Source organism: Mycobacterium xenopi (genome assembly GCF_009936235.1).
Lineage (GTDB): Bacteria > Actinomycetota > Actinomycetes > Mycobacteriales > Mycobacteriaceae > Mycobacterium > Mycobacterium xenopi.
The window spans coordinates 1,611,542-1,625,617 of sequence record NZ_AP022314.1 but is presented as its reverse complement, the minus strand read 5'-3'; the positions used below and the strand labels follow the sequence as shown (position 1 = coordinate 1,625,617).

Here is a 14,076-nt window from a genome sequence, read left to right as displayed (position 1 = left end):
GAGCGCGGCGATAGGGGCCAGCCGAGATGACGCAAGAAGCGACTGCGGAAACCACGCCGGTGCGTTCCGGCATCCATCCGGCCACCTTCACGTCGCGGCGAAACCTGGTGGCACGCCGGTTCATTCGCAATAAGCCCGCGGTCGTGGCGTTGATTCTGCTGGTACTGTTGTTCGTCGGCTGCTATGTGGGCCCGGTGCTCCTGCCCTACAGCTACACGACCCTCGACTACGATGCGCTGCTGCAGCCGCCGTCACCGCGGCACTGGTTCGGCACCAATGCGCTCGGCCAGGACCTGCTGGCCAGGACCCTTCGCGGCATGCAGAAGTCGATGCTGATCGGTTTTTGCGTGGCAGTGATCTCGACGAGTATCGCCGCCGCGGTCGGATCGGTGGCCGGCTACTTCGGCGGCTGGCGCGACCGGGCACTGATGTGGCTGGTCGACCTGCTGCTGGTGGTGCCGAGCTTCATCCTGATCGCTATCGTTACTCCGCGCGCCAAACAGTCGAGCAGCATTCTGTGGCTCGTCGTGCTGCTGGCGGTGTTCGGCTGGATGGTTAGCTCGCGAATGGTACGCGGTTTGACGATGAGCTTGCGGGAGCGCGAATTTGTCCGGGCAGCGCGGTATGCAGGTGCCGCAACCCGTCGCATTATCGTGCATCACATCGTACCGAATGTCGCCTCGATCCTGATTATCGACGCCACGCTCAACGTCGGATTCGCCATCCTCGCCGAAACAGGATTGAGCTTTCTGGGATTTGGTATTCAACCACCCGATGTGTCACTAGGGACGCTGATCGCGGACGGCACTCCATCGACAACCACATTCCCGTGGGTGTTTCTGTTCCCGGCCGGGGCATTGGTGCTGATCGTGTTGTGCGCCAACCTTACCGGTGACGGGTTACGCGACGCGCTGGATCCGGGTAGCGGATGGGCACGCCGCAGGAGGCGCCCGAGGTGACGGCGGTGTTAGAGGTGACGGATCTCAACGTGACCTTCGAAACCGAGGACATCGAGGTGCCCGCGGTGCGGGGCACGAGCTACCACATCGATCCGGGCGAAGTGCTCGCCATTGTCGGCGAATCCGGTTGCGGCAAAACGACGGCGGCTTTGGCCGTGATCGGATTACTGCCGGAATACGCTCGAGTGTCGGGATCAATACGGTTGCACGGCAAGGAGCTACTCGGGCTGTCCGACCACGCGATGTCACAGATCCGCGGCAGGATGATCGGCACCGTCTTCCAAGATCCGATGTCGGCGCTGACACCCGTCTACACCATCGGTGACCAGATAGCCGAAGCCATCGAGATCCACAGTCGCGAGATCAGCCGGGCCGATGCACGCCGACGTGCCGTCGAGCTGCTCGAGCTGGTCGGCATCGCGCAGCCGGAGCGCCGGGCCAGGGCCTTCCCGCACGAACTCTCCGGCGGCGAGCGCCAGCGGGTGGTGATCGCAATCGCGATCGCCAACGACCCGGACCTGCTGATCTGCGACGAACCCACCACTGCGCTGGATGTCACGGTGCAGGCGCAGATTCTCGACGTGTTGAGAACCGCTCGCGACGTCACCGGCGCCGCAGTGCTGATCATCACCCACGACCTGGGTGTGGTGTCGGAATTCGCCGACCGGGCACTGGTCATGTACGCCGGACGTCCCGTCGAGATCGCGGCGGTCGACGAGCTCTACCGCGACCGCCGCATGCCCTACACGGTCGGACTGCTCGGCTCGGTGCCGCGACTCGACGCCGCGCAGGGCACGCGGCTGATTCCGATCCCGGGAGCGCCCCCGACGATGACGTCGCTATCGCCCGGCGCCTGTACGTTCGCCCCTCGCTGCCCCTTGGCGATCGACGAATGCCTCTCGGCGGAGCCCGATCTCGTCCGCGTCGCCGACGGCCACTGGGCGGCGTGCATCCGCACCGACGATGTCGCGGGCCGCAGCGCAGCCGACGTGTTCGGCGTGTCAACGCAGCCACCGCCGAACAATGCCGCTGGGGGGCAACCACCGGTGGTGCTGCGGGTCAGCGACCTCACTAAAACCTACCGGCTCACCAAGGGCGTGGTGGTGCGCAGGCGGGTGGGTGAGGTGCGTGCGGTCGACGGGATCAGCTTCACCTTGGAGCAGGGCCGCACTTTGGGCATCGTCGGCGAATCCGGTTCGGGCAAATCGACGACCCTGAACCAGATTCTGGAGCTCACCAAGCCCGAGGCGGGCTCCATCGAGATCCTCGGCACCGATGTCGCGGTCCTCGACGCAGCCGCCCGCCGCAGGCTGCGGACCGAACTGCAAGTGGTGTTTCAGGATCCGGTCGCCTCCCTGGATCCACGGCTGCCGGTCTACGATGTGATCGCTGAACCGTTGCGTGCCAACGGATTCCACAGGCATGAATGCGAAGAACGAGTCGCTGAACTCCTTGCGGTCGTCGGACTGGACCACTCCGACGCCAGCCGCTATCCCGCCGAGTTCTCCGGCGGACAGAAGCAGCGGATCGGTATCGCCCGTGCGCTTGCGCTGCAGCCGAAGATCCTCGCCCTCGATGAGCCGGTATCCGCGCTCGACGTATCGATTCAGGCTGGCATCGTCAACTTGCTGCTGGACCTGCAGCGGCGGTTCGGGTTGTCCTATCTCTTTGTATCACATGATCTTTCGGTGGTTAAGCATCTGGCCCACCGAGTGGCGGTGATGTACCGGGGGATGATTGTGGAGCAGGGAGAAAGCGATCAGGTGTTCACCAACCCGCAGCACGAGTACACCCGACGACTGCTGGCGGCGGTGCCGCGGGCACATTCAGATGTCGCTAGCGGTTAACATCGCGCGGGTGAGGCGCCCGGCGTTGCTTTCCAGGGTTGCGTTGCCAGCGCTCGTTGTTGGGCTGATCGCGACCGGGTGCGCGGCCGGATATCGGGACCTCCAGCAAGGCCACTCCGCGCGCGTCGGCACCACCAGCGACATAAATCCCCGTGACCCGGCGACCCTGCGCGACGGCGGCAACCTGCGGCTTCCACTGACGGAGTTCCCTTCGAATTTCAACGAGTTGAACATCGACGGCAACACAGCCGACGTCGGCTCGATCGTCAGCCCGACGCTGCCGGGGGCGTTTATCACCCAGGCAGACGGGTCACTAAAACTCAACACCGACTATTTCATTGGCGCCGAGTTGACCAGCACCGACCCGCAGGTGGTCACCTACACCATCAATCCCAAAGCCGTGTGGAGCGACGGCACCCCATTCACCTGGGAGGACCTCAGATCCGAGGTCGAGGCGTGCAGCGGCCGGGACAAGCGCTACCTGATCGCGAGCCGGGCCGGGTTCGAACGGGTGCGCTCGGTGACCCGCGGAGTCGACGATCGCCAGGCCGTCGTCACCTTCGCCCAACCGTACGCGGAGTGGCGCGGGATGTTTGCCGGCGGCATCCAACCCCGCAGCATGACAGCGAATCCTGACGTCTTCAACAAGGGCCAACTCAATGCGCCGGGCCCGTCGGCCGGCCCGTTCATCGTGTCCACGATCGACAGGACCGCGCAGCGCATCGTGCTGACCCGCAACCCCCGCTGGTGGGGTGCCAAGCCGCGACTCGACTCCATCACATTTCTGGTGCTCGATGCCACCGCCGTCATTCCCGCCCTGCAAAACAACGCTATCGACGCCGCCGGTGTAACCACGCTCGACGATTTAGTCACTGCCGAGCGCACTCCGGGGATCGCGATACGGCGTGCGCCGGCGCCAACCTGGTACCACTTGACTTTCAACGGTGCAGCCGGATCCCTGCTGGCAGATGCGAGGTTGCGGCTGGCGATCTGCAGGGGCATCGACCGCCAGGCCATCGTCAATGTCGTCCAGCACGGCCTGACCGACCACCCGGCTCCGCTGGATAACCATGTCTACGTCGCGGGCCAGCTCGGCTACCAAAACAACAGTGCTCCAGCCGCTTTCAACCCTGACCAGGCACGCAGGGATTTGGATGCGCTGGGCTGGAAGCTCAATGGAACGGTGCGGGAAAAGGACGGAAAGCGGCTTGTCATCAGGGACGTGTTTTACGACGCGCCAACGGCCCGCCAGATTGCCCTGGTCGCCCAGCACAACCTGGCGCAGATCGGTGTCAAGCTGGTGCTCGAACCCAAGCCGGGCACCGGGTTCTTCAGCCAGCATGTGAGCGTCGGCGACTTCGACCTCGCTCAGTTCGGTTGGGTGGGTAACGCTTTCCCCCTATCCGCGCTCCCCCAGATCTATACCTCCGACGGTGACAGCAATTTCGGCAAGATCGGCAGCCCACAGATCGATGCCAAGATCGAGCAGACGCTCTCCGAGTTGGACGAAAACAAGGCGCGCGCGCTCGCCAATCAGGTCGACGTGATGATCTGGCGGGAAGGTTTCAGCCTGCCGCTGTTTCAGTCGCCGGGTGATATCGCGGTGCGCAGCGATCTCGCCAACTATGGCGCGTTCGGGCTGGCCGACGTGGTTTACCCGGCGATCGGATTCACACGGGACTGAGGCGCTGCGGGCCGCTCAGGTCGATACGGTGTGCGCTGTGCACGCCGTCGTAGCGAGCCGGGGTGCATGTCAAGACGATGAGTTGTCCGTCGGCGCCGACCATGTCGAACACCTCCCCCATTTTCGCCAGCCGGTCAGGGTCGGTGAAGCCGAGCGCGTCGTCGATGAGCACCGGGACGGTGTCCTCCTTGGCGACCAGCGCCGCGCCAGCCAACCGCACCAGGATGCCCAGCTGCTCTTTGGCCCCGCCCGACAGCGACTCGTAGGGCACCGTGCGACCGTCGAGGGTGCGGCTGCGGATGTTCAGCTCATTGTCGACGTCGACCTCGAAGCTCGGGCCGAACACAGGACGGCCAAGCCGCTGCAGTTCGGTCCGGAACGGTTCGACGTAGCGTGACCGCATGGTGTCGCGGTGACGGATCATCACCGATCGCAGCAACTCCGCGGCGCGCGCCCGGCGGCTCACCCGGGAGTACTCGGCCGCGGCATGCTCGCGGCGTGTTTCGGCCGCGTCGAGCTTGCCCTTGCGGCCCTCGGTGCCGAAAACCGCGAGTTCGACCGTGATCTCGTGCAGGACGCGGGCCGTTTCGTCGCGCCGTGCGCGCACACCCTCGGCGGCCGCGGCGGCATCGGCAAGTTCGGCGGCGACCACGTCGGGCGCCGCGGCCTTAAGCTGCTCAGACAGATCCGAGACTCGCTGGTCGGCTGCCTCGGCCACCCGCCGGTCGGAATCCGCCGTGACGGCGAGGTCCTCGTCGGTGTCCGAAGACTGGGCCAGCCGGGCGCAAATAGCATCCAGCTCCGCCCGCTGGGCCGCGAGCTTGTCTTGTAAAAGCATTACACGCGTGGATATCTCGACGGCACGGCTGGCCGCGGTCGCTGCCGCCTCGCGGCATTCGTCGCAGCGGGCTGCCGCCTGCGCGTGGGCGGCGTCCGCAGCGCCGACCTCGGCACGAGCGGCGTCGGCATCCACGACGTCGGCGGGCCCATCGGGGTGACTGCCACGCACCTGCGCCAATCGCGCACGTAATTGGTCGACATCGCCGTCGCCGCAGAGGGCCGACAGCCTGGCAGTCAGCTGGTCTCGGTGGTTCTGCAGTTCGCGGCGGCGGGCATCGGCGCGTCGCGCCGCGGCCAGGTCAGCCACCTGGCCGGCCGCCAGTGCATCGGCTAATTCGCTTTGCGCAGCGGCATATTCGGCCTCGATGTCGCGGGCGGTGGCCCCGGGAGTGAATCGGGCGGTCAACACGCCAGGAACGGCGATCTCGGTGGGACCGCTCGCCGTCGTCGACCAGCTCTGCCCCGCGGGCAGTGCGACCCGCTGCCCCCCGGCCTCGAGCTCGATGTCCACGACGGCGATGAATTCCAGTGTCGCCGAGACCGTTTCGAGTCGACTTTTGGCCCGTTCGACAGCAGCGGCCGCATCCTCGATCCGGTGCATGACGGCCTCGGTGACGGGAAGCAGCGCCAGTTCCGCGCAGATCCGGTCTCGGTCGCGTTGGGCGGCCTCGATCTTGGCCAGCTGTGCGGTCAGCCGGTTGGCCTCCGCGCGCTCGGACATCTTCTCCAGCGCATGCCGCGCGGTGTCGACTCGTCGGCGGGCAGCTGCTAGCTCGCCGCCGGCCTGTTCCGCCGCGGCGTCCGCGGCGGCGACAGCCTCGCGCGCCGTCGACTGGGCATCGATGGCCTGGCGGAGTTCGGTTTCTAAGGACGCGATCGCGGCGGTGCGAGCGTCAATCTCGGCTCGCAGCCGCAGCCGCTCGCTGTGCGCGGCGTTGGATGCGGCGCGGGTCGCGGCCGCGGCAGTGGCGATCAGCCTGGCCTCGCGGAGTTGCTCGGTGAGCTCCGTGATCCGGGCGGCAGCCGCCTGCGCGGCGCGGTGACGGGCCTCGGTGTCTTGCTGACGCCTGGACAACTCGGCCAGCTCGTCGGTCAACGCGGCGTGTCGGCGCACCCGCTCGTCGACTTCGGCGACGGCCGCCGCGCAGCGGGCCACCTCCTGCTCGGCCTCGTGCAATCGGGAGATCGCGGTCGCCCACTCTCCGGTGGGGCGTCCGGTCGGCGTGAAGTAGCGGGCATACTCGGCGTCGATGCGCTCGATCAGCGACGGCTCGGTGCCCGACAGGGCGGAAGCATCGCCGGCCGCGACGTCGAGCGCACGCGACAGCGCGTCGCAGCCGGAGAGGTCTACCGCGGTGGTCGACGTCGCCTGCAGCACCCGCTGGGCGTGCCACAGTTCGGTGTCCACCGTTTCGGCCAGCATCGCGCGTACCCGCTCGTGTGCCTCGTCGCCGGTCAGCTGTTCCCGGTGTGGGGCCAACACTGTCAGTTGGGTCTCGCATTTCTTGTGGAAGCGTTTGTGGTAGACGAAACGGTAAGGGCCCGTACTGATTTCGGCGGTGACCTCCGAGCCGACGTCGGCGTGGGTGGGCTTGACCTGCTTGACGTCTTTCTTCGTCGAGCGGTCTTTGGATTCCAGCAGCAGATCCAACGCCTCGATCATCGACGACTTGCCGATTTCGTTGGGGCCGCACACCACAACCACGCCGCTGTCGGGGAATTCGACCTCGCGGTGAGCGATACCGCGGTAGTTGGTCAGGACCAAGCGGTGCAGCTTCATGCCGCACCCCGGCCGCGGTCGGCGAGCCGCAACAGCAGCGCCAGGGCCGCCTGGGCGTCGTCGGCGGCATCGCCGCTGCCGCTACGCGCGGTGGCGACCAGCTCGTCGACGGCCGCGGCCGCGAACCCGCCGACACCGAGGTCGCCGAACTCGCCGTCAGCCGGGATCACCGCCAACTCGCTGTGACGCTCCCACAGCCCCAGCCAGGCGAACACCCGCGAGTATTTGTCCAGGCAGGCATCCAGGGCCGCGCGGTCGGTGACCGTCAGCGACCCGGTTAAAGCCAGCCGCACCACGGTGCGGTCCTTGTCGGTCAGCTGATCGAGGTTCACGTCGAGGTCGGCGATGTCGCGGCTGTTGTCGACCTGGCGGCGCAAGGTTAGAAAGCGCCAGCGCCCGACCCGGCGCGCGTCAACGGCGACCGTTCGCTGCGGGTCGGATTCGTCGACATCGACGACCAGCACATGCCCTGGGTCGGCTTCGACGTCGTCGAAGTTGGTGACCTCCGGCGAGCCGGAATACCACACCCGTCCGCTGCCACCGACGTTGGTGACCGAATGCTTGTCGCCCAGCGCCACGTAATGCACCGCACCGCGGGCCAGCGCGTCCTCCAGGGCGGCGAGCCGGATCAGCGACGGCTTATCGGGATCGGGGTCGAGCACGTCGACGCCGCCGTGGGCGACGAGTATTCGGGTGGCCCCGTCGTCGGGCAGCCCGTCGAGCACCGCGGCGGCCAAGTCGGTGGTGGGCGCCTTGGACCGCCAGGGCGCGGCGACCAGTTGTAGGCCCGGGCGCACCTCGTGCACACCGGGCCGGTCGAGCACGACGACGTTGCCCGGGCGTTCGGCGGCGAACAGGGCGCTGGTGTACACCGACGACGCGTCCAGCGGGTCATGGTTGCCCGGCAGCAAGTAGACCGGAACACCGATGGCGCGCATGGCTTCCAGCGACTGGCTTACCACCTGCGGAGCAAGCTGGTTGTGTTCAAAGACGTCGCCGGCGACGACCACGAACTCCGCACCCACCTGGGCGGCGAGGGCGCCGAGACCGGATACCGCGTCGCGGCGGGCCGCTGAGTACCGGGGCTGAGCCTCGCCGGCAAGGAAGTGGCGGGTCATACCCAGCTGCCAGTCGGCGGTGTGCACGAACCGCATGCCGATCCCGTCCTTTCTGCCGTGCCGTGACCCGGGCACCGCGAGTGTAGGACTGGCCGCCGACAAGTCGGGGGACCTCGCTCGGCACGTCCGGGCGTCTCGCTTTACGGTGGGTCGGGTGAGTGGTCCAGTGCGCACCTTGGTGCTGCTGCGGCACGCGAAGTCGGCCTACCCGGACGGCGTCGCCGACCACGCGCGACCGCTGGCGCCGCGCGGCGAACGGGAAGCGGGGTTGGCCGGTGACTGGCTGCGCGCCAATGTCCCTGCCGTCGATGCGGTGCTGTGCTCCACGGCCACCCGCGCGCGCCAGACGTTGGCGCGCACCGGCATCGATGCGCCGGTGCGCTATCTCGAGCGCTTGTACGGGGCCACACCGGGCGTGATGATCGATGAGATCAACGCCGTCGCCGACGACATAGGCACCCTGCTGGTCGTCGGGCACGAGCCGACAATATCGGAGGTGGCGATCGGCCTGGCCGGTGCTGACAGCACGAACACTTCTGCGCTGCAACGCCTTTCAGCAAAATTTCCGACCTCGGCGCTGGCGGTGCTGCGGGTGAGCGGAAGCTGGAAGCATCTCGCGCTCGGCGGCGCCGCGCTGGTCGACTTCCACGTGCCGCGCTGACGCTCGCCGCGAAACAGAAGCCAGGGTCGTGGTTGAGGCCGGATCAACAGCCGTGGCTTCTGTCTCGCGGGCGCCGACCTAGGAATTGGTGGACAGCGTCAGTTCCATCAGCTTGATCGCCTGCGCGCACGCGTCGATGCCGGGTGCCTGCGGGTTGACCCACCAGCCGACCACCCCGGCGGCGTCGCTGGCCACCCCGCAGGAGCCGTTGGGGTCGTTCGGCCGCATCACGATGGACTGCACGCCGGCAATCGAGCGGCTCTCGATCTGGTATTTCAACCCCTCGGCGACCTTGCGTTCGTTGGCCAGGCTGCCCTGTTCGAACCAGAACCGGGTGATGTCGATCAAACCGGCCGGGTTGGCTGCCTGCCATCGGCAGATGGCGCCGACGAACGTGCTTTGGATGTCGAGCGGGTCGGCGCCCACCGTCTTGGCCAAAATGTCGGTGGTCAAGACCTCGCATTCCTTGAGCAGGTTGGGGTACTGCTGTTCGGAGTTGTTGTTCCGCGGAGTGCCCGGCTCCGCCCGCCTTGACCGGGTGGCCCGGCCACCGATCGCGAACAGCCGGTCCCCATCGCCGCCGCCGCGACGACGGCCAGCGCCCCCGCGAGTACCCGATAACGCATTGGACGACTCATTTCGAGTTCGCAATCGACTGACGAGTCAATTCTTTGGCCACGTCGCAGGGATCCGGGAACGGTTTCTGGTTGAAGCTCACCGACCATTCGATGAAGTCGTCTTGGAATTGGATACCGACCTCGCACAGCGAGTCGCCCAACGTCGGCTCGCTGCCGATGGCGATGAAACCACCGTGGCCATTGATGTTGATGTCTTCGACGCTGGTCCGCGACAGCTCCTCGGTTTTGCGCTCGCGCCCGATCGGGCTGCCCCGGTACCAGGAGAAGGAGAAATGTGGCCCGAGGATGCCGCCGCCGGCCAGCCACTGGCAGCCGACCGAGTTCTGGGCGGTGTTGACCAGTCCGGGCACCTTGGTCAGCTCGGACACCGTCTGGTCGCTGACCCCGCCGCACTGCGGGAAGAACGGTCCGTGATGTCCCTCGGCGGACGACGGCGACGACGACTGCGTCGGCTGCGGCTGGTTGGAGCCGGAATCCGAGCACGCGGCCATCGCCGGGATCGAGGTGGCCGCCGCCAGGGCGAGCGCCACGACGCTGCGCCGCACTGCTACGCGTACCTTCTGCCTGTCACACGATGCACTGTAGCGGCAGCACCTTGGGTCAACCACGCACACGCGCTGACCAGGTCTTTATCATCTCCGATCAGCCAGGTGCCGGCGCCGACGTCATCCGGCGGTCGTCCGGACTCGCCGGCGTGAGCTGTGCAACAGTTACCAGGTGCTGCTGACACTGCTGCGCCACTATGCCCGGCCATACCGATGGCTGGTCGCGGCGGTGATGACGCTGCAGATGATCAGCACCCTGGCTTCGCTGTACCTGCCGACGGTCAACGCCACCCTCATCGATGACGGGGTCGCCAGGGGCGACACGGCCACCATCGTGCGGCTCGGCGGCCTGATGCTCGCGGTCACAGGTCTGCAGGTGCTGTGCTCGGTGGGCGCCGTCTACTTCGGCTCACGCACCGGGATGGGATTCGGCCGGGATCTGCGGGCGGCGATGTTCGGTCACGTCCTCACCTTCTCCGAGCACGAAACCGCCCGCTTCGGCGCACCGACGCTGCTGACCCGCACTACCAACGACGTTCGCCAGGTCCAGCTCCTTGTGCAGCTGACCTGCACCGTGCTGGTCACCGCGCCGATCATGTGTATCGGCGGGATCGTCATGGCCGTCCACCAAGACGCCGGGTTGTCGTGGCTGCTGCTGGTCAGCGTTCCGGTGCTGGGATTGGCCAATTACGGGATCATCTCCCGCATGCTGCCGATCTTCCGCAGCATGCAAAAGCTGATCGACGGCGTCAACCGGGTGATGCGCGACCAACTGTCCGGTGTCCGGGTGGTCCGGGCGTTCACACGTGAGCAGTTCGAGCGGGACCGGTTCGCCCAAGCCAACCTGGCGCTGTCGAATACCGCGCTGGCCGCCGGTAATTGGCAGGCGTTGATGCTGCCGGTGACCACGCTGACCATCAACTGCTCGAGCGTCGCGCTGATCTGGTTCGGCGGCCTGCGCATCGACCACGGCCAGATGCAAGTCGGCTCGCTGGTCGCCTTTCTGTCCTACTTCATGCAGATTTTGATCGCGGTGCTGATGGCCACCATGCTGCTGATGATGCTGCCGCGGGCCTCGGTGTGTGCCGAGCGGATCACCGAGGTGCTGTCGACGGGCGTCGCCGTCAGAAATCCCCCGGCGCCGCTGTTTCCGGCCGCCGGTGTGACCGGAGTGGTGCGACTGGACGGCGCCACATTCAGCTATCCGGGCGCTGATCGGCCTGTGTTGCAGGATATTTCGCTGACCGCACCGCCCGGCACCACCACCGCCGTCGTCGGCAGCACCGGTTCGGGAAAGTCGACGCTGATATCGCTGATCTGCCGACTCTACGACGTGACCGACGGCGCCGTGCTCATCGACGGCGTCGATGTTCGCGACTACGACATCGAACGGCTGTGGTCGGCGATCGGGCTGGTCCCTCAGCGCGGCTATTTGTTCTCGGGCACCGTGGCGGACAACTTGCGCTACGGAAGGGCCGACGCGACCGACGACGAGATGTGGGATGCGCTGCGGGTGGCAGACGCCGACGGATTCGTGACCGCGGGCGACGGGCTGCAGACGCGCGTGGCTCAGGGCGGCGTGAACTTCTCCGGCGGACAGCGGCAACGACTGGCGATCGCGCGCGCGGTGATTCGCCGTCCCGCGATCTTCTTGTTCGACGACGCGTTTTCCGCACTAGACGTGCACACCGACGCTCGAATCCGTGCAGCGTTGCGTGAAGTATCAGCTGATTCGACGATGATCATTGTGGCGCAGCGGATTTCGACCATTGCTCAGGCTGACCAGGTGATCGTCGTCGACGACGGCCGGGTGGTCGGCGTCGGTACACATAGCTCGTTGGTGGCCGAGTGCCCAACCTACGCCCAATTCGTCGAGTCGCAATCGCTCTGCGCGAGGGTTGGGGGCGCGTAGTGACCCTGGCGATGAGAAGGCCCATCCGTGGAGCGGTTCAAGCCCCCGCACAGCGGTCCCGCGATTTCCTGGGCTCGGCCATCCGGCTGATGAAACGTCTTGCCCCCCAACGGTGGCTGGCCGCTGCCGTGGTTACGCTCTCGATAGCCGGCATCGCGGTTTCGGTGGTCGGACCCCGCGTACTGGGTCATGCCACCGATCTCCTGTTCAACGGTGTGATCGCCCGACAACTACCGGCCGGGATCACCAAGGACCAGGCCGTCGCCGCCGCCCGCGCCCGGGGCAACGACACGTTCGCCGACTTGCTGTCCGGGATGAACGTGGTGCCGGGCCGCGGCGTGGACTTCGGCGCGGTGGGCCGCACACTCGCGTTGGCGTTGGCCATCTATCTTGTTGCAGCGGCGCTATTTTGGGTGCAAGCAAGGCTGCTCAACCTTACCATCCAGCGGACGATGCGCACGCTGCGCAGCGACGTAGAGGACAAGGTGCACCGGTTGCCGCTGTCGTTCTTCGACACTCGGCAGCGCGGCGAGCTGCTCAGCCGGGTCACCAATGACGTCGACAACGTCCAGACGTCGATCTCGATGACGATCAGCCAGCTGCTGAGCGCGGTGCTGACGGTGGTGGCCGTGGTGGCGATGATGGCGTCGATCTCTGCGCTGCTGGCCGGGATAACGTTGCTGACGGTGCCGCTGTCGATAGCCGTCACCCGGATAATCGCGCGGCGTTCGCAGCGGCTCTTCGTTGCCCAGTGGACGAACACCGGGCGGCTCAATGCCCACATCGAAGAGACGTACAGCGGTTTCACGGTGGTGAAGACGTTCGGCCACCGGGCCCGTGCGCAAGAGCAGTTCCGCGAGTTCAACGACGATGTCTACCGGGCAAGTTTCGGCGCGCAGTTCGTCTCGGGTCTGTTGTCACCCGCGGCGATGTTCATCGGCAACCTCAGCTTTGTCGCGGTAGCGGTGGTCGGCGGCCTGCAGGTGGCCACCGGGCAGATCACGCTGGGCAGCGTCCAGGCTTTCATTCAGTACGTGCGCCAGTTCAACCAGCCGCTGACCCAGCTGGCGGCCATGTACAACACTCTGCAATCCGGAGTGGCAAGCGCCGAGCGGGTTTTCGAATTCCTCGACGCGACAGAGGAACCCGCTGACCGCGCGGTTGCCTTGCCTCCGCCCAACGGTGAAATGCCGCCCGCTGACAATACGAGCCGGGCGCCGGCCACGCCGAGACCAGCCGCGCACTTGGTTTCGGCAAGGGTTGAGCGTTCGACCGGTGTCCGGGTCGAGTTCCAGCATGTGAGTTTCGCTTACCGCCCGGGCACGCCGGTGATCCGCGATGTGTCCTTCGTCGCCGATGCGGGCAGCACGGTCGCGATCGTCGGACCGACCGGGGCGGGCAAGACCACGCTGGTGAACCTGCTGATGCGGTTCTACGACGTGGATGCGGGACGGATTTTGGTCGACGGGGTCGACATCGCGTCGGTGAGCCGTCAGTCGTTGCGGTCACGTATTGGCATGGTGCTGCAAGACACCTGGCTGTTCGACGGCACGATCGCAGACAACATCGCCTACGGGCGCCCGGATGCCAGCAGCGATGAGATCGTCGAAGCCGCCAAGGCGGCTCACGTCGACCGGTTCGTTCACACGCTGCCCGACGGATATCAGACGCGAATCAGCAACGACGGCGCCAACATCAGCGTCGGCGAGAAGCAACTGATCACCATCGCGCGCGCGTATTTAGCCCGCCCACAGCTGCTAATCCTCGATGAGGCGACCAGCTCGGTGGATACCCGCACCGAATTACTTGTTCAGCAAGCGATGCATGAGCTTCGGCGCGACCGCACGAGTTTTATCATCGCCCACCGACTTTCGACAATTCGGGACGCCGACCAGATTCTTGTGATGCAAGCCGGCAGCATCGTCGAGAGCGGCAGCCACGCTGAGTTACTGGCCCGCCGCGGCGCCTACTACGCCATGACCCGGGCATAGCGCGCGGCCTGCGGCCGCGCTAAAGAGTCTTGGCAATTTGGCATCACGGGTCGATGCGCCCACGTACACTTCCGTCGTTCGGGGTACGTGCGCTAACCCGA

9 protein-coding genes and 1 pseudogene are annotated in these 14,076 nt (G+C 66.4%); 6 read left to right on the top strand and 4 right to left on the bottom strand.

The genetic code is table 11. The features are described 5' to 3' along the window. The first annotated feature begins 26 nt into the window (after positions 1-26). From MYXE_RS07655 to MYXE_RS07645, 3 genes are read left to right on the top strand one after another with little or no spacing between them, the layout of a single operon-like run. Positions 27-959, top strand: a complete 933-nt coding sequence (locus MYXE_RS07655) for an ABC transporter permease (protein WP_003922307.1) — start codon at positions 27-29, stop codon at positions 957-959. Continuing rightward, positions 956-2,806: a dipeptide ABC transporter ATP-binding protein gene (locus MYXE_RS07650; protein WP_112650332.1), complete on the top strand. Its 1,851-nt coding sequence runs from the start codon at positions 956-958 to the stop codon at positions 2,804-2,806. Before MYXE_RS07655 ends, MYXE_RS07650 begins: the two co-directional genes overlap by 4 nt. After that, on the top strand, positions 2,790-4,490 hold the full coding sequence (locus MYXE_RS07645) for an ABC transporter family substrate-binding protein (RefSeq protein ID WP_085197711.1): 1,701 nt from the start codon (positions 2,790-2,792) through the stop codon (positions 4,488-4,490). Before MYXE_RS07650 ends, MYXE_RS07645 begins: the two co-directional genes overlap by 17 nt. On the opposite strand, the gene MYXE_RS07640 is transcribed toward MYXE_RS07645, so the two are convergent. Together MYXE_RS07640 and MYXE_RS07635 are read right to left on the bottom strand one after the other, a co-directional pair. Continuing rightward, positions 4,477-7,110, bottom strand: a complete 2,634-nt coding sequence (locus MYXE_RS07640) for an AAA family ATPase (protein WP_085197709.1) — start codon at positions 7,108-7,110, stop codon at positions 4,477-4,479. The two genes, MYXE_RS07645 and MYXE_RS07640, sit on opposite strands and share 14 nt — an antisense overlap. Continuing rightward, positions 7,107-8,264, bottom strand: a complete 1,158-nt coding sequence (locus MYXE_RS07635; RefSeq protein WP_085197707.1) for a metallophosphoesterase family protein — start codon at positions 8,262-8,264, stop codon at positions 7,107-7,109. The genes MYXE_RS07640 and MYXE_RS07635 overlap by 4 nt, the downstream gene beginning before the upstream one ends. Positions 8,265-8,394: 130 nt before the next feature. On the opposite strand from MYXE_RS07635, the gene MYXE_RS07630 reads away from it, so the two are divergent. Further along, entirely contained in the window at positions 8,395-8,889 is a 495-nt protein-coding gene (locus MYXE_RS07630) for a SixA phosphatase family protein (protein ID WP_112650322.1), read from the top strand. A gap of 78 nt (positions 8,890-8,967) precedes the next feature. Here the strand turns inward: MYXE_RS07630 and MYXE_RS07625 are convergent. Continuing rightward, positions 8,968-9,515: pseudogene (locus MYXE_RS07625) on the bottom strand (DUF3558 domain-containing protein). Between the two features lie 8 nt (positions 9,516-9,523). Next, positions 9,524-10,072 carry a DUF3558 domain-containing protein gene (locus MYXE_RS07620; protein WP_003922319.1) on the bottom strand — a complete coding sequence of 183 codons (549 nt, stop codon included), beginning with the start codon at positions 10,070-10,072 and terminating at the stop codon, positions 9,524-9,526. Between the two features lie 172 nt (positions 10,073-10,244). On the opposite strand from MYXE_RS07620, the gene MYXE_RS07615 reads away from it, so the two are divergent. Both MYXE_RS07615 and MYXE_RS07610 read left to right on the top strand, forming a co-directional pair. Further along, complete coding sequence (locus tag MYXE_RS07615) at positions 10,245-11,984, top strand: ABC transporter ATP-binding protein (RefSeq protein WP_085197703.1); 1,740 nt, start codon at positions 10,245-10,247, stop codon at positions 11,982-11,984. An 11-nt stretch (positions 11,985-11,995) separates the two neighbouring features. Further along, positions 11,996-13,975 carry an ABC transporter ATP-binding protein gene (locus MYXE_RS07610; protein ID WP_085197731.1) on the top strand — a complete coding sequence of 660 codons (1,980 nt, stop codon included), beginning with the start codon at positions 11,996-11,998 and terminating at the stop codon, positions 13,973-13,975. Positions 13,976-14,076 lie beyond the last annotated feature (101 nt).